Below are 19,192 nucleotides of genomic sequence, written 5' to 3'. Positions count from 1 at the left end.
TCAATTCGCACCCGAAAGGACCGCCATGACCCCGCAAGACGCCAGCATCAAAACCGCCGAGGTCTGTGGCCTCGCGCCCGTCGTTCCCGTGCTCGTTGTCAATGACGTGGCCCATGCGCGCCCCTTGGCCGAGGCACTTGTCGCGGGGGGATTGCCCGCCTTGGAAGTGACCCTGCGCACGCCCGTTGCACTCGACGTCATTGCGGAAATGGCGAAGGTCGAGGGCGGTGTCGTGGGCGCGGGCACGCTGCTCACACCTGCCGATGTGAAGGCCGCCGTGGCCGCAGGCGCGAAATTCGGCGTCTCTCCCGGTGCCACCGATACGCTTCTGGACGCTTGCGAGGCCGCAGACCTGCCGCTTCTCGCGGGCACCTCGACGGCTTCTGATGTGATGCGTCTTCTGGAGCGCGGTTATACAGTGGCGAAGTTCTTCCCTGCCGAGGCCAATGGCGGCGCCCCTGCGCTCAAGGCCATCGGTGCGCCCCTGCCGCAGATGAAATTCTGCCCCACGGGTGGTATCTCGCTGAAGAATGCCGACGACTACCTTAGCCTGTCCAACACGCTTTGCGTGGGCGGCTCGTGGGTTGCGCCGAACGATCTTGTGCAAAAGGGCGACTGGAAAGCCATTGAGGAACTGGCGCGCGAAGCCGCCGCCCTCTCCCGCTAAATCCCCCCTTTCGATCAATCACCCCACGCGATACCTGCGCCACGGCCCCGCGCCGTGGCCTGCGCTGCCGCGCGCGGGTTGCCGCCAGTGAGGCTCTGTTCAAAGTGGGACCACAACGCCGCCGCACGCATTCCCACGGCGGGAGCCTGCGGCAACAGGGTTAGGAAAGTGCTAACTGTCCGCGCTTTGGCGTGAGAAATCTGCAAGGCATTTGAGGTAATCTCTCAACTCCGTCGCCGCGCCCGCGAACCGCCACGCCGCCCTGTTGGCCCGACAATCGTGCCAAGCCCCTCCTCCAGCACACGGGTCATCGGATGCTCGGCGTCGCTCAAATGGCTGTAAAGGCCGAGCAATCTGCGAATGGCGATGGCGGGATCGAGCGTGGGATCGAGCTTGATCGCCCAATCGAGAAAGATCGAACGCGCCTCCTCGATCGTCAGCCCCTCGATGCGGTAGCTCTCACGGATCAATCCGCCAGGGTCGAGGGCGGGGTCCACTGCTGCTGCACTCATGATGCTGCTCCCGTTTCGGAAGGCGCTGCACGGTCGAGCACCCTGTCGCAAATCTCCGCCGCCGCCGTGGCGGAGGTGGTGAGGGTCTCATCCAGAGCCGCGATGCTCTCGATTTCGTTGGAGCGCAGCAAGAAAGCACGACCGCCCGCACCGACCGCATCCACATCAAGCGCATCGCCCGAGAGCAGACGCGCCGCTGATTGCAGCCGCCACATCAGGCGGTAGGCCTCGGTCAGATGCGCACATTCCTCCTGCGACAGCCACCCGCAGTCCGCCCCCGCCGCGAGTTGGTCGTAGACGTTCTGACAGGCACTTCCCGCGATCAGGGCGCCAGCCTCGGCCACGAGTTCGATATCCATCATCCGCCCGCGCCCGCTTTTGGGATCCCATGTCGATCCGGGCTTGGCCTTGGCCAGCCGTGCGCGCATCTCCGATGTCTCCTGACGCACCCGCGCCGCATCGCACGGACCCGCGATCAGATCGGCGCGGAAGCCCTCCACCGAAGCCATGAGATCAGGCGGCCCCGCCACCGCAGTGGCCCGCGTCAGCGCCAGATGCTCCCAAACCCAGGCCTGCTCCTGCTGATACTGGCGGAAACTGTCGAGCGATGTGGCCACGGGCCCCTGCTTGCCCGAAGGCCGCAGGCGCATATCCACTTCGTAGAGCCGCCCTTCGGCGGTTTGCGCGGTCATGCCTGTGATGAGAGCCTGCGTGAGCCGAGCGTAATAGGCGCGCGCGTTGAGCGGCCGTTTGCCCTCGGAAGTCTCGGCCCCATCCGCGTCATAAATCACAATCATGTCGAGATCGGAGGCCGCGGTCAGACGTCCCGCGCCGAGCGAGCCCATACCCAGCACCATCGCCCCGCGTCCTGGTGGGTTGCCGTGCTTGCGCGCGAAATCGGCGATCACTACGGGAAAGAGCGCACCGACACTTGCGCGCGCCAGATCGGCATATTGCGCCCCCGCCTCGTCGGCAGAGATCAGCCCGCGCAACTGATGCACGCCGATGCGGAAATGCCATTCCTTCGCCGCGCGCCGCGCCGCGTCAAGTTTCGCCTCGTAATCCTCTTCACGCGCCAGATCCTCGCCAAGCATCTCCTCCAGCGCCTCTCGCCCAGGCCAAGGGGCGAAGAAGTCGCCGCCGATCACCGCCTCCAGAACCCCCGCATTGCGCGAAAGGTAGCGTGCCAGATGCGGCGCGGTGGAAGCGATATCGAGGATCAGGTCGATAAGCTGCGGATTGGCCTCGAATAGGGAAAACACCTGCACCCCCGCAGGCAGGCGCGACAGGAAGCCGTCGAGATGGGTCAGCACTTCGACAGGGTGGTCAAGCTCGGCCACCCGCGCCATCAGGTCGGGCTTGAGACGGTCGAAAATCTCCTGCGCCCGCTCGGACCGAAGGCAGGGATAGGTGGACCAGCGCGCGGTGATTTCCCCCACCTCGGGCGGCAGATCGGCGCGAACTGGCTCGTCGGCGCGCGGCTCGTTGGGGGTGAAAAACTCCTCGGTAAGCCCATGAACCCGCGTGCATCGCGTCTCGATCTCCTCGCGCATCGCGGCAACATCGGTGCCCATAAGGGCGGCCACGCGGTCGAGATCCTCGTCGTTGGTGGGCATCGAATGGGTCTGCTGGTCGCGCAACATTTGCAAGCGGTGCTCCACCTCGCGGTGCGCGCGGTAGTCCTCGGTCAGCACCCGCGCCACATCGCCCTCGACCCAGCCCTTCTCCACCAGCGCCGCCAGAGCGGGCACCGTGGCGCGATCGCGCAGGTCGGGGTCGCGCCCGCCCGCGATCAACTGGCGGGTCTGGGCGAAGAATTCGATCTCGCGAATGCCCCCGCGCCCCAGTTTCATATTGTGCCCCTCAAGCTGGAAGGCCCCGCCCAACCCCTTATGCTCGCGAATTTTGAGCCGCATGTCGTGGGTTTCCTGAATGGCGTAGAAGTCGAGATGACGCCGCCACACGAAGGGCGAAAGCGCCGCGAGAAACCGCTCGCCTGCCTCCAGGTCGCCCGCCGAGGCCCGCGCCTTGATATAGGCTGCACGCTCCCATGTGCGCCCGACACTCTCGTAGTAACGTTCAGCGGCTTCCATCGCGAAGCACACGGGCGTCACGGACGGATCAGGCCGCAATCGCAGATCGGTGCGGAAGACATAGCCCTCCCCCGTCACATCCGACAAAGACGCCATCGCGCGACGGGTGGCGCGGATATAGGCCGCGCGTGCCTCCATCTGGTCCACGCCTTCAAAACGGCTCTCGTCGAAGAGACAGATCAGGTCGATGTCGGAGGAATAGTTCAACTCCCCCGCCCCGCCCTTGCCCATAGCAATGGCAACCACACCGCCGCAGGTCTCTATGTCGTCCTCAGTCTGTCCGGGCACCTTGCCACGGATGATCTCGCGCCCGGCATGGGCCTTCAGCGCGGCATGGGTGGCGTGATCGGCCAGACGGGTGAGCGCCCCCGTGACCTCCTCCAGTGTCCATACCCCGCCCAGATCGCAAAGCGCCGACAAAACGGCGACGCGCCGCTTGACCTGTCGCAGACCGCTGTCGAGGTCGCGCGCCTCCAGCCCGTCCACCCGCGAAAGTTCATCCGCCAGCGCTCGCGCAGGGGCCGCGACCGCCTCGGCCAGCCACGCCCCTTCGCGCAGGATCAGACCGTGCAGGTAGGGCGCAGTGCCCCCCGCCCCCGCAATCACATCGCGCAAGGCCGCACCGACACCCTCAACCGCCGCAACAGCCTCCGCCGCGCGGTCCGCGTCCACCACGCGCGGGGCGCGGGTGATGCGGCCCTCCATCGGGGCGTCTTTTTCGGAATCGTTGCAAAACGGGGGGAAAGTCGGGCGGGATATGGCGGGCATTTGACAGGGTCTCCTTACCGCTCACCCAATCGCGAAGAGATGGGTTGTGCAAGGGCAAATTGCGCGCTTAACTATGCATCCCTAACCACTCGCCACCGAAAGCACGCGCCGCAAATGTCCAAAAGCCTCAAACGTGTCAAATCCGCACTCGAAGCCGCAGGGGCAGAGGTGCATGTCCTCGAAATGGATGGCGAGACCCGCACCGCCGCGCAGGCTGCCGAACAGGCGGGATGCCAGCTTGACCAGATCGCCAAGTCGATCATTTTCCAAGGCGAGGCAAGCGGCACGATCTACCTCTTCGTCACGGCGGGCGGCAATCAGGTGGATGTGGAAAAGGCCTCCGCATTGACGGGCGAGCCACTGGGTCGCGCCGACGGGAAAACCGTGCGCGCCGTGACGGGATTTGCCATTGGCGGGGTCTCCCCTGTCGGCCACCTCTCGCCACCGCACAGCTATTTCGACCCGCGCCTTTTGGAGTTCGGCGCCGTCTGGGCCGCCGCAGGCACGCCCCGCCATGTCTTCGAAATCGCACCCGATCTTCTGTGCAAACTGGCCGAGGCACAAACGGCGGATTTCACGGCTTAAGCCACGCCCAATCGGTCCGTTTTCAGGAAATTTCTGGCGTTTCTCGTTGAGAGTGGCGGCGAACATAGCGTCCTCGTAATAATTTTTATTCTCGCAAGTATCTGATTTATAATCGCAAATAAAGTTAATGTAAAAAACATTCACATAAACCCTTGCGATCAATGGGGCACGCTCCCACCTTGATAATGTGAAAGACATTAACTTAGCAAACGCATCAGAGAAAGGCAGCAAACAATGACCCATGTCGCCACGAACTCTTCACCTAGGCACGGTACGCCGATGGGCTGGCTCCGCCGCACAGAGGCCTGGCTTGACGATAAAGGCAAAGGTGCCTGGATCGCCGCTATGGTGCTCGGCTTCATCTTCTTCTGGCCTGTCGGCGTCTTCCTTCTCTTCTACATGATCTGGGGTAAAAACATGTTCTCCAAACACAAAAACTGCTCCCGCCATTCCTCCCGCCGCGCGGCCGTCTATGCGATGAAATCGTCGGGCAACTCGGCCTTCGACGCCTACAAGACCGAAACCCTGCGCCGTCTTGAAGAGGAACAGGACAGCTTCGAAGCCTTCCTTGAGCGTCTGCGCGCGGCCAAAGACAAGGCCGAGTTCGACCAGTTCATGGAAGATCGCGCCAAGCAGGCCGATGACGAAGTGACACCCGACGACGAGGGCAAGAAAGAAGACGCCTGACGGGATCTGATCGTGGCGGGTGCGCAGCTCCTCCCCTGCGCGCCGCCACGACCACGACCCCGCGTCGATCCTCTCGCATCCCCTCCCCTCCGAGCGGCGCGGCCTCACACCAGACCGCCGCCCCGCCGCCCGCGAAACCCGTTCACCGCGGGCGGCACTATTCACCGACACGCCCCCGAACGAGGGGCGACATAGGGGCCGCAATGGCCTATCTTTCAGGACAGGACAGATGAAAACCGTGAACCCGCATATGTATGACAATGACCCTTCATGGGGCCTCCCCGACCCCGAAACCCAACCTGCCTTTTACGACAGCGTGCCGTTCAAACGCCTGCTGGCGTTTATCGTGGACCTCGTGGCGATCGTGATCCTTTCGGCTCTCGTGGTGCCGTTGACGGCCTTTATCGGGATCTTCTTTTTCCCGTTCATCGTCGCGGTTGTCTCCTTTGCCTACCGCGTTGTGACCATCGCCAACGGCTCGGCCACGCCAGGTATGCACCTCATGGGCATCGAGTTCCGCACCTCCAAGGGTGAGAAGTTCGATCTGGGCTTGGCCTTCATCCACACCGCGCTCTTCACCGCTTGGGGCATGTTCTTCCTGCCGCAGGTCGTCTCGGTGGTACTGATGCTGACCACAGCGCGCAAGCAAAGCCTGTCGGACCTGATCCTCGGCTCCACGGCGATCAACAAGCCCTCGCGCTTCTGACCCCTCCCAACCTGTCTTGCGAAAGCAACGGCCCCGCTGCATCCCGCGCGGGGCCGTATGCGTGGCATTTGAGGAAATTTCGCCCGCGCAACCGCGCCTCTGCCCGCCACGTTTCTGCATTTGCAAAAGGCTAGGGCTTGGCGCGTCGCGCGCTATTGGTTAGTCTCGCGGCCATAGCCATTACACCGACATCACAAAAGCCCTGCCAAGAGCCCCTCCCGCCCTATGCGTCATACACTTCCCATTGCCCCACAATTCTACGTCACGGCGCCACAGCCGTGTCCTTATCTCGAAGGGCGCACAGAGCGGAAGCTGTTCACGGCGTTGCAGGGCGACACAGCCGAGAAACTCAATGACGCGCTGTCCAAGCAAGGGTTCCGTCGCTCGCAGAATGTGCTCTACCGCCCGACCTGCGCCGATTGCTCGGCCTGCATGTCCGCGCGCATCCGTGTGGCGGATTTCAAACCGTCCAAGAGCCAGCGCCGCGCCAAGAACCGCAACGCCTATCTCAAACGCGCCTCAACCGCGCCTTGGGCGACCGAGACGCAATACGAACTTTTCCGCACCTATCTCGAAACCCGTCACGCCGATGGCGGGATGGCGGATATGGATGTGTTCGAATTTGCCGCGATGATCGAGGAGACACCGATCCGCACCCGCGTGATCGAATATTATACTCCCTCCAAGAGCGGCACGCCGCGCAAACTGGTGGCGACCTGCCTGACCGATATTCTCGATGACGGGCTGTCGATGGTCTATTCCTTCTACGATCCCGACTTCGTGAAAGACAGCATCGGCACCTATATCATTCTCGACCATATCGACATCGCCCGCGAGGCGGGGCTGCCCTATGTCTATCTTGGCTACTGGGTGCCCGGATCGCCGAAGATGGGCTACAAGGCCCGCTTCTCTGCCTTGGAAGTACATCGCGGCGGCCAATGGGAACCCTATGAACCCGATGCCGATTATTCCTCCGACCTGCACCCACTGGAGAGCGAGCCGATCGCGGCGCAGGTGTCGAAGATCGATCTGCCCGAACTCTGAAGGTCGGCCTCACCGCCGCCCGCAAACACGCGCGTGCCCTCAGTGATAGGGCACGGCCAAGGCGTCGACGCGGGCGAGCGTGCGCACCAGAAGTCCCAACTGCTCGGCCAGCGACACCGCCAGAGGTGCCACCTCCGCACGCACCATAAGCAGTGCCATGAGCGTGGCATCCTCGCGCTGACCTTCAGCAGCGAGGCCGACGAATTGCACAAAGACCGCCTCATCCGCCCCCACGCAGCCGCATTTCGCGGAGTGCGTCAGAAGCGGGCGGCGTCCGTGGCTGTGCAACATGGCCAGAAGCTGCCCCGCGATCCGCGCGATATCGCTGTCAGCGCGCGCGCTCGCATCCCCACGAAAGAGCGAGACAAGAAATCGGTCCTCAGGCGAGAGGGAGGCAAAATCTCCGACGGTTGCGGCACCAGCGGGACGCAGGTTGAGATAGGACATGGACACGATTCCCCTGATCGGTTTTGAGCGTTTGCGATGCACGACACTGGCGCACCGCTATTTCCTTAGTCTTTTTATCGGAATTAAATCAAGCCCAAAAGAAAAGGCCCCGTCGATACCGACAGGGCCCAATCCGGATCAGGTGGCGGCGGGGCTGATAGGCCCCTGCCCGCCTAGTGGCCGATCAGGTTCGGCACGATAGTCACAATGGACGGGAAGGCCCAGAGTGTCGCGATGCCGACCACCTGAATAAGCACGAAGGGAATGATGCCCTTGTAGATGTGGCCCGTCGTCACCTCCTTGGGCGCCACGCCGCGCAGGTAGAAGAGCGCAAAGCCGAAGGGCGGCGTGAGGAAGGAGGTTTGCAGGTTCACCGCGATCATGATCGTCACCCATTTGGGATCCATCGTGCCGCCGTAGATGACGGGGCCAACGATGGGCACCACGATGTAGATGATCTCAAGGAAGTCGAGCACAAAGCCGAGCATGAACAGCACCGCCATCACGATGAGGAACACCGTGAACTCGTTGTCGAAGCTGCGCAGGAATTGCTGGATGTAGTGCTCACCGCCAAAGGAAATGACCACGAGGTTGAGCAATTGCGACCCGATCAGGATGGTAAAGACCATCGACGTAACCTTCGCCGTTTCCCGCACCACGATGCCCAACGTGCCGTCCGAGAACAGCACCCAGCAGGCATAGAGAATGCCGAACATGGCGTAGTAGTAGGCTCCGAGCGCCACGAGATAGGCCACCCAATCCTCAAACGGCACATCGCCACGGCCCAGACGCAGGTCGAAATTCGCCCCGATAATGATCATGACCAAGACAGCGAAGGCTGCGCCAAGGATGATCTTGCCTGATTTGTGGTGATCCGACAGCTTGCGGTAAGCGGCGAGCAAAAGCGCGCCCCCTGCCCCGAGCGCCGCTGCGGGGGTCGGGTTGGTCACACCGCCAAGGATGGAGCCAAGCACCGCAACGATCAAAACCAAGGGAGGGAAGACCACACGGAACAACTCGTTCTTGGAGAGGAATTTGGCCGCAGCGACCATTCCATAGGCGATCAGCCCGAAGGGGATCAGATAGATCACGAAGGCCGTGCCGTGCGTGGTCAGAGGACTGACCACCAACGCATCAAGCATCAGCACCAACACAATCCCGATGGCCCCAACGATGAGCGCGCGCGGATCAGCAGAAGGTGCCACGCCACGCGCGAAAGCCAAGGCCAGCGCGAGAAGTACCATCACCGTGACAAGCCCCGTACCCAGAAGCGGTGCGTCGGCGATCGCTTCAAGAGTCAGCGCCTCGATCTGCTCAGGAGTGCGCTCGACACTTTGCTCGGCCCCACCAGAAGCCTCGATCGCTGCCTGTTCGGCCACGGCGGTATTCCACGCCTCTTCGCCGTGCAGATCGATCATGGCCGCCTGACAGCTCTCGGACACATTGGTGCGCAAGGAAGCTCGCTCGCCCGCTTCGGTGAACTGGTTCACGTGAATGACCTGCGAACCTGTGACGCCCACCTGACCCGAAGCAATCGCGCCGCCGATGAGAAGCACGGGCACCGCGAGGAACCACAACAGCGCATCACGGCGCGTGATCGTCTCGTGAGAGGTATGCTCGAAACGCACGGGCGGTGCCTTCGAGGGATTGAACAGCGCGTAGCCGAAGGCATAGAGCGCGTAGAGACCTGCAAGCAGGATACCTGGCAACATCGCCGCCTGAAACAGCGTACCCACGGACACAACGGCGGGTTCACCGAGATAAGTCAGGGCATCGGAACAACCGAACGCCTGCGCGCGCGCTTCCTGTGCCGAAGAATAGAGATCACCCGCCAGCGTGCCCAGAAGCACGATCACGATGGAAGGCGGAATGATCTGGCCAAGCGTCCCTGAGGCGGCAATCACCCCCGTGGCGAGCTGAGGCGAATACCCGTGACGCAGCATAGTCGGCAGGGACAAAAGCCCCATGGTCACAACGGTCGCACCGACGATCCCCGTCGAGGCCGCGAGGAAGGCCCCCACGATCACCACCGACACAGCCAGACCACCAGGAAGCGGGCCGAAGACACGCGCCATTGTGGTCAGAAGGTCGTTGGCGATTTTCGAGCGTTCCAGCGTGATCCCCATCATCACGAACATCAGCACCGCCAGAAGCGTCTCGATAGAGGCCCCCGCGAAGACACGTTCGTTCATACGGTTCACGATGAAGGAGAGGTTGCGATCCACCGCGCGCTCCCATCCGCCCTCAAAGAGCGGCTGCATCACAGTGGGCAGTTCAGGATACCTGAAAGGCGAGATCGTCGAGGGATTCACCCCGCTATCGACCAGTTGTCGATAGGCTTGGCTGCCCGTGTCCAGCGCCTGATGGACAAGGATGCCCGCGCTGTCGAGTGCCGCGATAATGCCAAAGGACAACAACCCCGCGCCACCAATGGCAAACGCCACTGGAAAGCCCGTGAGAATACCGCCGAAGAGGCAAAGGAATACGATGATGAGGCCGATTTCTACGCCATCAAGTCCGAAAAGCATGTGTCTGTTCCTTCGCTCGAATTAATACGTGCCTTCAAAGGTTTCTTCACCTTCGCCGAGCGTGTCTTTGTCTAGATATTTGCCTTCGCTCTCCTCACCCTCGACGTATTCGAGGAAGGAGCGGTAGAAAAAGGCCAATGCCTGCAAGATCACCAGAGCGAGGAAACCCAAAATCAGGATTTTGAACAGGAAGTAACCATTGAACCCGTTGGGGGACGACGACACGGTTTCCACGTTCCACTTCACGATCCGCGCTTTCATCAGCATCCGATCCAATGTGTCGGAAGCCGAGACCTTGGGCGTGATCAGGTGACGCCACAGGAAGAACCACGCATACATCCACGTCAGAAGCGCAACGGGCAGCATGAAGAAGATCGACCCGAACATGTCGATGGCGCGTTTGGTGCGATGCTGGACGCCCGCATAGATCAGGTCCACCCGCACATGGCTGCCCTGTACAAAGGCGTAGGAGACACAAAGGGCCACAACCATTGCGTTCTCGAATTTGAGGCTCTCGGAGAACCAGCCAACGGTTTCGGTGAACCCGCCCCCGAACGGTGAAATGGTGATTTCACCCTGACGGAAGATCGACTGCAAAAACACGACAATGATCTGTTGCAGCACCATCACAAGGCCGAACCACGCAGCCATTCGCCCCGTGGTATTGGAGATTTTCTCAAGCCCGCGCACCATCGCCCACAGGAAGGGCCGATAGAAAAAGCCGATCAATGTAAGCAGGATCACAACGTCGAAAAAGGCGAACAAGAACTCTTTCGAGCCGCCGTAATAGACAAAGCGCAGCAGGCTTTCCTTATCCGACCAATCGAGCCAAAGCCCTGGATGTGTTAGCGCGTAAATGATGTGCCAGAACCCGAGGCCGAGGTTGACAACGAGGCTTACCACCGCGTCCACCATTAGCCCCAGAAAAGACGTGCCGGCCTGATCTTCCATCTCGTCTGTCCCCTTCCCGACCCGCATCCGCGCGGACGGTTCCCAGTTTCATGTCTGTCAGTCTGTGTGAGCTGGCGTTGCGAAACACTCCCGACCCACGGACGAAAATGCGCGCGAAAACCGCGCGCATTCCCTGTTTTTCAATCTACCGGATCATCATTCCGAATGAGCCGACATCACGCGGTCACGCTGCGGCGTGTAGGTGCCGTCGGAACGACCCATCCAACCCGAGGTTGCCGTCATTGCTGCCTCGTAGGAGGTGCGGATTTCGGCGAAGATCTCGTCGTCCATGTAACCGTCGAGCACTTCCTTGGCGGCGTTGCCGAAGGCAGTCCAGATGTCGTCGGAGAACTCCTTGATCTGCGTGCCGCCTTGGATAAGACGTTGCAGCGCAGGACCGTTGTTGGCGACGAACAGCGCGTAGTTGTGCTGATGGCACTCGCCAGTCGCAAGCTCGATAGCTTTTTGCTGTGCGGGTGTCAGGCTCTCGAAGACTTCGAGGTTGGTGGTGACACAAAGTGCTGCACCTGGCTCGTGGAAGCCTGCGGGATAGTAGTAGTCACAGACCTCTTGCAGGCCGAGCTTCTCATCCGACCACGGGCCGATCCATTCGGTGCCGTCAAGCGCGCCAGAGGAAAGGGCTTGGTAGATTTCACCGCCCGGAAGCACCTGCACGGAGGCGCCGAGTTTCGACACGGTTTCCCCGCCAAGACCAGGCATACGGAATTTCAGACCCTGGAAGTCGGAAGGCGAAGTCATTTCCTTGCGGAACCAACCGCCGCCCTGACCGCCGGTCTGACCGGCAATAAAGCCTTTGAGGCCGAAGATCTCACCCAGCTTGTGGTGAAGCTCCATGCCGCCCATGGAATAGTACCACACCATCATTTCCGGTGCGGTCATGCCGAAGGGCACGGTGGTGAAATATGCCAGCGCGGGGTGCTGACCAGTGAAGTAATATTCGCAGCCGTGATACATGTCGGCCTGACCAGCGGTCACGGCGTCGAACACTTCAAGGCCACCAACAAGCTCGCCTGCGGCTTTGGCGTCAATCGTCAACTGCCCGTCTGTGAGCGCGCTGACGTTGGCCGAAAAGCGTTCAACAGAGTCCCAGACGCCTGCAAGACCGCGCGGCCATGTCGTGACCATGGTCAGCGTGCGTTTGCCTTGCGCATAGACCGGAGCGGCCAGCGTGGACGCGGCCGCAGCGGATGCGCCACCAAGCGCGGAAGTTTTCAGAAAAGAACGTCGATCCATAGAGGTAATCCTCCCGAGTTTCTATGGGTGTGTCACCGACCTTCACCGCACGCATGGGAGGAAGTTCCGTCAAGGAGCCGATCCTCGCCTGAACGATGGACCCGCGTCCTCTTTCGTCGATAGTTCCTCCCGTGCGCGCGGACCAAAAAAGGCCAGCTCGCACCGCAACGTTAGCGAGGCACCTGCGCCGAATAAATACCCAACACTACGCAGCACCTCCCAAATTTCAGGCAAACCACTGAAATGGCGCATATTTCTTCGACATTTCGCTTGCGAACACCAGATTCACTAGCGCAAGCGCGCGTAGTCTCCCCTACGATTCACGGCAAATTCCACGCAGTTGCACCCGCTGCATGGGCCCGCAGGCCATGGCGCGGGTCACATTATTGTTCGATTCGGAGAAAAAAAGTCGCTATGAGCGCAACTGAACCCCGTCGGCCACCGCATGCCGACAGCAACATATGACCGATCGCGAGCCGCCAATGCGCCTGCCTCGTTTCCAGATCACCTACGCGCGCAAGCTTTTCGCGCTGGCCACGGTGCCGCTGATTTTGGCGGTGGCGGCCATCTCCTTACTTGTGGCTCACCAATCACGCACGATGGCCAATCGCGAGATTGCCGATCTGGAACGCCAGATGGTCAAGGCAAAACAGGCGGAACTGCGCAACTACGTGCAACTCGCCCGCGCCTCTATCTCCGCCACCTACAACCCCGCGCCCCCCGATGACACCGCCGCCATGCTCCGCGTCACTCAGACCCTCGCGGCGATGACCTATGGCACGGAGGGCTATTTCTTTGTCTACGACTATGACGGCACCAACCTCGTCGCCCCGCGCCAGACCGAATTGATCACCCGCAACTGGGCGGGACTGGCCGACAGCGAAGGCACGCCCATCGTTGACACATTGATCGAAAAGGCGCGCGAGGGCGGCGGATACCACAGCTACCTGTGGCCCAAGCCCTCGACGGGCGAAGAGGCGCAGATGATCTCCTATGTCATCGGACTTCAGGACTGGAAATGGGCCATCGGCACGGGTGTCTTCCTTGATGATGTGCTCAACTCGGTCGCCGCCTCGCGTGCGCAAGTGGAGGAACGGGTGCGGCGCACCTTCCTCTATATCTTCGCCATCGCGCTGGCTGCGATCCTTCTGGTCTTTCTGTCCGGCTTGACGATCACCATCCGCGAGCGCCGCCTCGCTGACGCCAAGCTCAAGGAACTGACCCAGCGGATTTTCGACACGCAGGAAGAGGAGCGCGGGCGTGTGGCGCGCGAATTGCACGACGGGATCAGCCAGATGCTCGTGGGCGCGCGCTATGCCCTCGAACTGGCGCGTCGCCGCCTGAAGTCTGGCGATCCGAAAGCACCCGAGAGCGTGGACAAAAGCCTCGACATGCTGGGCCAGACCATTCAGGAGGTGCGCCGCATCTCCCGCGATCTACGCCCGGGCCTGCTTGACGACCTCGGCCTCGGCCCTGCCCTGCAACATCTCACCGAAGAATTTCAAAAGCGCACGGGCATTGAGACCGTGATCGAGACCGTGGTGTTCAGAAACCGCCTCGACGAGGAGGCCAAGATCGCCCTCTACCGCGTCGCACAGGAGGCGCTCACCAATATCGAGCGCCACGCGGATGCCTCTCATGTCACGGTGAAGCTGGCGGGCCACCGCACAGGGGCGACTTTGCAGGTGATGGACAACGGCTGCGGGATCGGGGACGACAAAAGCCGCGGGCTGGGCCTGCGCAACATGGCCGAGCGCATGGAGCAACTCGACGGAACACTTACCATCCGTCAGGGCGCCCCAGGCACGGTTATTGACGCAACCGTGCCGCTGAAACATATCCTTCCACCCGCAAGCGGAGGCCCTGTCGCGCCAGAACGCTCGCAAGAAACCATTTCCCATACCACCCAACCAAGGAGTGCCGCTGAATGAACAGTCAAAGCCGCAAACGTATCCTGATTGTCGATGATCACCCGATGGTCGCCGAAGGTATCCGCGCGCTCCTTGAGACATTCGACGATATCGAAGTGGTGGCCTGCCTGTGTAACGGCGAAGAAGCGGTGGCACGCATTGACGAACTGGCCCCTGACGTGATCCTGCTAGATCTCAACATGCCGCAAATTGGCGGGCTGACCGCGACGGAGATCATTCTCGAACGCGCCCCCGAAACCCGCATCCTCATCCTCTCGATGCATGACAGCCCCGAATATATCTCGGCGGCGCTCAGCCACGGCGCCATGGGATATGTCCTCAAGGACGTGCCGACCGATGATGTGAAAGACGCCATCGACACGGTTCTGCGCAACGAGCGATACCTTTGCACAGGCGCGCAGGCCGCGATCAACCCGCGCACCCGCGACGGGCGCGAGCCGCTCACTGGGCGCGAGCAGACGATCCTGCTGGAACTGGCGCAAGGCAAGTCGAACAAGGATGTTGCCGCCAGCCTCGACATCTCCGTGCGTACCGTCGAGACGCACCGCAAGAACATCAAGCGAAAGCTCGGCATCTCCTCTACCGCAGGTCTCACCCGCTACGCGCTTGAACATGGCGTATTGCAAGGCACAGGCGCGTTCTGAAGGGGCCACCCCACTCAAACGCCCAGACACATTGAGACAAAAGACAGTGCAGCCCCCGACAAACGCGCCGCGAAGGGGCGAAACAGGTCAGTATTGATAACTTTGTTTCGCCAGACAGGGCGGATTGCGACACTTTATTCGCCAAACTGGTAATTTTGCGGTTGACGCCCCCTGCGCCCGATCCTAAATTCCGCCTAAGCAACAGGAGCCAACCGATGTCGATTAACATCGTCGTACTTGTAGGGATTTCGCGCATGGGCCTTTAACGAGGTTGACCATATCGGTTCCCATGCGCCCCCGAATTCGGGGGCTTTTTTATTGCTGAAACGGGTCACGCGGAGGACCCAGCGAAACACAGATTGACGCGTAAGAGGATGATGAAAAGATGACACGTCAGATGACCGGCGCACAGATGGTGGTTCAGGCCCTGAAGGATCAGGGTGTGGACACGGTATTCGGCTACCCCGGCGGTGCCGTGCTACCCATCTATGACGCGATTTTTCAGCAAAACGACATCCGACACATCCTCGTGCGCCACGAGCAGGCTGCGGTCCACGCCGCCGAAGGCTATGCGCGCTCTACGGGCAAGGTCGGTTGCGCGCTTGTGACCTCCGGTCCGGGCGCGACCAACGCGGTGACAGGTCTGACCGACGCGCTGCTCGACAGTATTCCACTGGTCGTTCTCTCGGGTCAGGTGCCGACATTCATGATCGGCACGGACGGGTTTCAGGAGGCCGATACCGTCGGCATCACCCGCCCCTGCACCAAGCACAACTGGCTGGTCAAGGATACCGCTGATCTGGCCGAAACGCTGCACAAGGCCTTCTATGTCGCGCGCACGGGGCGTCCCGGCCCCGTTCTCGTCGACCTGCCCAAAGACGTGCAGTTTGCCGAAGGCACCTACCAAGGCCCGCAGAAGGCCAAGCCCACCCACTACAAGCCCAAGCTCAAGGCCTCGATCGAACAGATCAACGATATCGTTGCGCTGATCGAAAAGGCCGAGCGCCCCGTGTTCTACACGGGTGGCGGCGTGATCAACTCCGGCCCTGCCGCCAGCCAGTTGCTGCGTGAGCTGGTCGATGCCACGGGCTTCCCGATCACCTCGACGCTGATGGGTCTGGGCGCCTACCCCGCCTCGGGTAAGAACTGGCTGGGGATGCTGGGGATGCACGGTCTCTACGAGGCCAACATGGCGATGCACGACTGCGACCTGATGATCAACATCGGCGCGCGTTTCGACGACCGTATCACGGGCCGCATCGAAGATTTCTCGCCTGCCTCGACCAAGATCCACGTCGACATCGACCCCTCCTCGATCAACAAGGTGATCCACGTTGACGTGCCCGTTGTGGGCGATGTGGCGCATGTGCTCGAAGACGTTCTGAAGGTTTGGAAATCGCGCGGACGCAAGACCGCTGACATCTCCGCATGGTCCGAACAGATTGACCAGTGGCGCGAAGTGCGCTGCCTCAACTACACACCCTCAGAGACGATCATCAAACCGCAATACGCCCTGCAACGCCTTGAAGCGCTGACCAAGGGCATGGATCGCTATGTCACCACCGAGGTCGGCCAGCACCAGATGTGGGCCGCACAGTTCCTCGGCTTCGAAGATCCAAATCGCTGGATGACGAGCGGCGGCTTGGGCACGATGGGTTACGGCTTCCCTGCCTCTATCGGCGTTCAAATGGCGCACCCCGACAGCCTTGTTGTCAATGTCGCGGGCGAGGCAAGCTGGCTGATGAACATGCAGGAAATGGGCACGGCAATGCAGTACAACCTGCCCGTCAAACAGCTGATCCTGAACAACGAACGTCTCGGCATGGTGCGCCAGTGGCAACAGCTTCTGCACGGAGAGCGCTATTCGTCGAGCTGGTCCGAGGCCCTGCCCGATTTCGTGAAACTGGCCGAAGCCTTCGGAGCGAAGGGCATTCAGGTCTCCGACCCGAAAGACCTCGACGACGCGCTGATGGAAATGATCAAGCACGACGGTCCCGTGATTATGGATTGTCTCGTCGAGAAGCACGAAAACTGCTTCCCGATGATCCCGTCGGGCAAGCCGCACAATGAAATGCTGCTCGGAGACGCCGCCACGGATGGCGTGATCAAATCCGACGGCGCGGTTCTGGTGTAAGGGGAGAGAAACAGATGTCTGCTCTAAAAATCGAAAAAGGCTCGTCGAGCCACTCCGCCTACGACCTACGCGATTACCACGCGGAAGTGATCGAAAAGCACACGCTGGCCGTTCTGGTCGACAACGAGGCGGGGGTTCTGGCCCGCGTGATCGGGTTGTTCTCGGGGCGCGGTTTCAACATCGAAAGCCTGACTGTGGCCGAGGTCAACCACGACAGCCACCTCAGCCGCATCACCATCGTGACCACGGGTACCCGCGACGTGATCGAACAGATCAAGGCGCAGGTGGGTCGCATCGTGCCCGTCCACGAGGTCCACGACCTCACCGTCGAAGGCCCCTCCATCGAGCGCGAACTGGCGCTGTTCAAGGTGGCGGGTAAGGGCAACGACCGCATCGAAGCCCTGCGTCTGGCGGAGATTTTCCGCGCCAATGTGGTCGACAGCACGCTTGAGAGCTTCGTGTTCGAGATGACGGGCACTTCGGAGAAAATCGACGCTTTCGCCGACCTTATGCGTCCTTTGGGATTGATCGAAACCGCCCGCACCGGCGTTGCGGCTCTGGCCCGTGGCGGTCAGAACGCCTAGGAACCGCTCCTAGCTCCAGATACGAAAACCGCCCGCATTTTCTGATGCGGGCGGTTTTTCTATAAAGCCTGAGCGCGATGTGAGGATCACACGGATCAGATGTCGTCGCCTGCCCTAATGCATTCTACGGCACGCGGTCGAGACGCTAGAGGGGCGGAATTGGCCACATCTACGGAACGCGCCCCGCGATCGGCAGGCGCGTCGCGCTCCATCCACTCGAAATCATCGCTGACATCATAGGAGCCGCCATTTGCCGTGAGGCGATGCAACACGTCGGGCGCGGTAGCGACACCGAGATTGCGCACGCTTGTACACTTGCGAAAGCCCTTCCCTTGTTCCGAGAGATCGACTTGAACCAATGTGCCGACCTGCGCGGTCAGACCAAGCCCCCCGTCCGCATAAGCGAGATCCCGTCCGTCAGAACAGTAGATCAAGGAGGACGAGGCCGTTTTGTCGGTCCAGATGACGATGCCAAGCATACTCTTTATTCCTTCATACCAGTCTAAGGCGTGTTTGGTCGGGAAAAACTGTTCAGCCAATCTCCTAAATTGATCCGAAAGACAAACGCACTAGCTTATGAATGTGTTTGCGATAATATGGTTTTGTGTCACCTTAGCAGGCCATATGACACAATTTGTGTCAACTAAAACGTTTCTGGAGTTGCTTTCACGGGATTTGGGGACCACACACGTGTCATCTTTGCGCCACAGCGAGACGCCCGCCGAAATTCGACGGCATTTTTCGCGGAATCTTGCCGAGCTTGTTAAAGAAGCTCCTTCCGTTGCATCCGTGTGCCGTGACATCTCTCTCAACCGCACGCAGTTCAATCGCTATCTCGCGGGCGAGAGTTTTCCCCCGCCCGATGTGCTGACCCGCATCTGCGACCGTTTCTCTGTGTCATCGAGAATTATCAACGAGCCGCTCTCCGACATCAGACGCTCCACACTCTTCGACCTGCGGTCCAAGGCCGACATTTCCCCGATCATAAACAAGATTTGGAAAGACAGGCGGAACCGCCTGCCCGACGGGCTGTACGGCTATTACATTGGCGACACCCGCAACAACACCAGCGTCATACGCCGCCTCGCACGGATCCACACACTCGACAACGGGGTGAAGGTGTTCAAATGCGCGGTCTCCTACGAATTTGCGCGAGACTCGGGCCAGTCAACCCATTGGCGGGATCGGGTCTATACGGGGATGTTCTTCGGCCACACGGACGCGTTTTCTCTTGTGACGAGCTCGTCCTATTCGCCGCTGATGTATTATTGCCTCTTTGAAACGGGGCTGCGCGGATTGCCCTTCTTCTACCCTGGCACCTTGGTGGCGACGCAGAGCCAACGCCCCGACCAGCGCCAGATTGTCCCCGCACTCCTTGAGCGCCTGCGCGGAGGCATGGCGGAGTACCGCCACTACCGCAAACGTATCGGCCATTGCGAAGTCAAACATCTTGATCCGCTGCAACGCGAATTTTTCGAGAACTGGCAGCCGCACGTTTAATCCCCGCGCCGTGCCCCACACACGACCCCGCCCCACCAAAAGAAGAAGGGCCCCCGAAGGGGCCCAGTTTCGCTGATCAGGCTCGTGATTGATACCGCCCAGTGGTTTATTGCCTGCGGCCTGATCCACGTCGGGAGTGAGCGCACCCACTCCAGAA

Annotated in this window: 17 protein-coding genes; 10 read left to right on the top strand and 7 right to left on the bottom strand. The window is 60.9% G+C overall.

Features of this window, described 5'->3' with window-relative positions; all coding sequences use genetic code 11:
* Positions 1-25: 25 nt before the first annotated feature.
* Positions 26-667 carry a bifunctional 4-hydroxy-2-oxoglutarate aldolase/2-dehydro-3-deoxy-phosphogluconate aldolase gene (gene eda, locus ACN0SC_RS07585; RefSeq protein ID WP_417249062.1) on the top strand — a complete coding sequence of 214 codons (642 nt, stop codon included), beginning with the start codon at positions 26-28 and terminating at the stop codon, positions 665-667.
* A gap of 224 nt (positions 668-891) precedes the next feature.
* On the opposite strand, the gene ACN0SC_RS07580 is transcribed toward eda, so the two are convergent.
* Entirely contained in the window at positions 892-1,179 is a 288-nt protein-coding gene (locus ACN0SC_RS07580) for a hypothetical protein (RefSeq protein ID WP_417249061.1), read from the bottom strand.
* Positions 1,176-3,977, bottom strand: coding sequence for a bifunctional [glutamine synthetase] adenylyltransferase/[glutamine synthetase]-adenylyl-L-tyrosine phosphorylase (locus ACN0SC_RS07575; protein WP_417249060.1), 2,802 nt, complete (start codon positions 3,975-3,977; stop codon positions 1,176-1,178). The genes ACN0SC_RS07580 and ACN0SC_RS07575 overlap by 4 nt, the downstream gene beginning before the upstream one ends.
* Before the next feature lie 177 nt (positions 3,978-4,154).
* Between ACN0SC_RS07575 and ACN0SC_RS07570 the strand changes: the two genes are divergently transcribed.
* The 4 genes from ACN0SC_RS07570 (at position 4,155) to ACN0SC_RS07555 (ending at position 7,062) form a co-directional block, all read left to right on the top strand.
* Complete coding sequence (locus ACN0SC_RS07570) at positions 4,155-4,625, top strand: YbaK/EbsC family protein (protein WP_417249059.1); 471 nt, start codon at positions 4,155-4,157, stop codon at positions 4,623-4,625.
* A gap of 234 nt (positions 4,626-4,859) precedes the next feature.
* Positions 4,860-5,312, top strand: coding sequence for a DUF2852 domain-containing protein (locus tag ACN0SC_RS07565; RefSeq protein WP_417249058.1), 453 nt, complete (start codon positions 4,860-4,862; stop codon positions 5,310-5,312).
* A 229-nt stretch (positions 5,313-5,541) separates the two neighbouring features.
* Positions 5,542-6,018 carry an RDD family protein gene (locus ACN0SC_RS07560; RefSeq protein WP_417249057.1) on the top strand — a complete coding sequence of 159 codons (477 nt, stop codon included), beginning with the start codon at positions 5,542-5,544 and terminating at the stop codon, positions 6,016-6,018.
* A 225-nt stretch (positions 6,019-6,243) separates the two neighbouring features.
* Complete coding sequence (locus ACN0SC_RS07555; protein ID WP_417249056.1) at positions 6,244-7,062, top strand: arginyltransferase; 819 nt, start codon at positions 6,244-6,246, stop codon at positions 7,060-7,062.
* A 39-nt stretch (positions 7,063-7,101) separates the two neighbouring features.
* Here ACN0SC_RS07555 and ACN0SC_RS07550 read toward each other — a convergent pair whose 3' ends face one another.
* The 4 genes from ACN0SC_RS07550 to ACN0SC_RS07535 all read right to left on the bottom strand — a co-directional run bounded on the left by ACN0SC_RS07550 (position 7,102) and on the right by ACN0SC_RS07535 (position 12,242).
* Positions 7,102-7,509 carry a hypothetical protein gene (locus ACN0SC_RS07550; protein WP_417249055.1) on the bottom strand — a complete coding sequence of 136 codons (408 nt, stop codon included), beginning with the start codon at positions 7,507-7,509 and terminating at the stop codon, positions 7,102-7,104.
* A 173-nt stretch (positions 7,510-7,682) separates the two neighbouring features.
* A complete protein-coding gene (locus ACN0SC_RS07545) occupies positions 7,683-10,037 on the bottom strand; it encodes a TRAP transporter large permease (protein WP_417249054.1) in 2,355 nt (784 codons plus the stop codon).
* A gap of 21 nt (positions 10,038-10,058) precedes the next feature.
* Complete coding sequence (locus ACN0SC_RS07540; protein WP_417249053.1) at positions 10,059-10,988, bottom strand: TRAP transporter small permease subunit; 930 nt, start codon at positions 10,986-10,988, stop codon at positions 10,059-10,061.
* 156 nt (positions 10,989-11,144) lie between these two features.
* The gene (locus tag ACN0SC_RS07535) at positions 11,145-12,242 is read right to left on the bottom strand and encodes a TRAP transporter substrate-binding protein (protein ID WP_417249052.1); all 1,098 of its coding nucleotides are present in this window, start codon (positions 12,240-12,242) and stop codon (positions 11,145-11,147) included.
* Between the two features lie 482 nt (positions 12,243-12,724).
* On the opposite strand from ACN0SC_RS07535, the gene ACN0SC_RS07530 reads away from it, so the two are divergent.
* The 4 genes from ACN0SC_RS07530 (at position 12,725) to ilvN (ending at position 17,535) form a co-directional block, all read left to right on the top strand.
* A complete protein-coding gene (locus ACN0SC_RS07530; RefSeq protein ID WP_417249051.1) occupies positions 12,725-14,173 on the top strand; it encodes a cache domain-containing protein in 1,449 nt (482 codons plus the stop codon).
* Positions 14,170-14,817, top strand: coding sequence for a response regulator transcription factor (locus ACN0SC_RS07525; protein WP_417249050.1), 648 nt, complete (start codon positions 14,170-14,172; stop codon positions 14,815-14,817). Before ACN0SC_RS07530 ends, ACN0SC_RS07525 begins: the two co-directional genes overlap by 4 nt.
* A 385-nt stretch (positions 14,818-15,202) precedes the next feature.
* Complete coding sequence (locus ACN0SC_RS07520) at positions 15,203-16,951, top strand: acetolactate synthase 3 large subunit (RefSeq protein ID WP_417249049.1); 1,749 nt, start codon at positions 15,203-15,205, stop codon at positions 16,949-16,951.
* A 14-nt stretch (positions 16,952-16,965) separates the two neighbouring features.
* Entirely contained in the window at positions 16,966-17,535 is a 570-nt protein-coding gene (ilvN, locus tag ACN0SC_RS07515; RefSeq protein ID WP_417249048.1) for an acetolactate synthase small subunit, read from the top strand.
* Between the two features lie 95 nt (positions 17,536-17,630).
* Here the strand turns inward: ilvN and ACN0SC_RS07510 are convergent, their stop codons facing one another.
* Complete coding sequence (locus ACN0SC_RS07510) at positions 17,631-18,014, bottom strand: hypothetical protein (protein ID WP_417249047.1); 384 nt, start codon at positions 18,012-18,014, stop codon at positions 17,631-17,633.
* A gap of 211 nt (positions 18,015-18,225) precedes the next feature.
* Between ACN0SC_RS07510 and ACN0SC_RS07505 the strand changes: the two genes are divergently transcribed.
* On the top strand, positions 18,226-19,035 hold the full coding sequence (locus ACN0SC_RS07505) for a hypothetical protein (protein WP_417249046.1): 810 nt from the start codon (positions 18,226-18,228) through the stop codon (positions 19,033-19,035).
* Positions 19,036-19,192: the final 157 nt, after the last annotated feature.

This window comes from Celeribacter sp., assembly GCF_048261515.1.
Lineage (GTDB): Bacteria > Pseudomonadota > Alphaproteobacteria > Rhodobacterales > Rhodobacteraceae > Celeribacter.
The sequence above is the reverse complement of the archived record's forward strand: the minus strand, read 5'-3'. Positions and strand labels throughout refer to the sequence as shown.

What these genes read in the sequence shown, in the direction of transcription:
- ACN0SC_RS07550 (WP_417249055.1), bottom strand. Translation starts at nt 7,509, where the DNA reads ATGTCCTATCTCAACCTGCGTCCCGCTGGTGCCGCAACCGTCGGAGAT.
- ACN0SC_RS07530 (WP_417249051.1), top strand. Translation starts at nt 12,725, where the DNA reads ATGCGCCTGCCTCGTTTCCAGATCACCTACGCGCGCAAGCTTTTCGCG.
- ACN0SC_RS07560 (WP_417249057.1), top strand. Translation starts at nt 5,542, where the DNA reads ATGAAAACCGTGAACCCGCATATGTATGACAATGACCCTTCATGGGGC.
- ACN0SC_RS07510 (WP_417249047.1), bottom strand. Translation starts at nt 18,014, where the DNA reads ATGCTTGGCATCGTCATCTGGACCGACAAAACGGCCTCGTCCTCCTTG.
- ACN0SC_RS07535 (WP_417249052.1), bottom strand. Translation starts at nt 12,242, where the DNA reads ATGGATCGACGTTCTTTTCTGAAAACTTCCGCGCTTGGTGGCGCATCC.
- ACN0SC_RS07520 (WP_417249049.1), top strand. Translation starts at nt 15,203, where the DNA reads ATGACACGTCAGATGACCGGCGCACAGATGGTGGTTCAGGCCCTGAAG.
- ACN0SC_RS07555 (WP_417249056.1), top strand. Translation starts at nt 6,244, where the DNA reads ATGCGTCATACACTTCCCATTGCCCCACAATTCTACGTCACGGCGCCA.
- eda (WP_417249062.1), top strand. Translation starts at nt 26, where the DNA reads ATGACCCCGCAAGACGCCAGCATCAAAACCGCCGAGGTCTGTGGCCTC.
- ACN0SC_RS07545 (WP_417249054.1), bottom strand. Translation starts at nt 10,037, where the DNA reads ATGCTTTTCGGACTTGATGGCGTAGAAATCGGCCTCATCATCGTATTC.
- ACN0SC_RS07570 (WP_417249059.1), top strand. Translation starts at nt 4,155, where the DNA reads ATGTCCAAAAGCCTCAAACGTGTCAAATCCGCACTCGAAGCCGCAGGG.
- ACN0SC_RS07580 (WP_417249061.1), bottom strand. Translation starts at nt 1,179, where the DNA reads ATGAGTGCAGCAGCAGTGGACCCCGCCCTCGACCCTGGCGGATTGATC.
- ACN0SC_RS07575 (WP_417249060.1), bottom strand. Translation starts at nt 3,977, where the DNA reads ATGGAGGGCCGCATCACCCGCGCCCCGCGCGTGGTGGACGCGGACCGC.
- ACN0SC_RS07565 (WP_417249058.1), top strand. Translation starts at nt 4,860, where the DNA reads ATGACCCATGTCGCCACGAACTCTTCACCTAGGCACGGTACGCCGATG.
- ACN0SC_RS07525 (WP_417249050.1), top strand. Translation starts at nt 14,170, where the DNA reads ATGAACAGTCAAAGCCGCAAACGTATCCTGATTGTCGATGATCACCCG.
- ilvN (WP_417249048.1), top strand. Translation starts at nt 16,966, where the DNA reads ATGTCTGCTCTAAAAATCGAAAAAGGCTCGTCGAGCCACTCCGCCTAC.
- ACN0SC_RS07540 (WP_417249053.1), bottom strand. Translation starts at nt 10,988, where the DNA reads ATGGAAGATCAGGCCGGCACGTCTTTTCTGGGGCTAATGGTGGACGCG.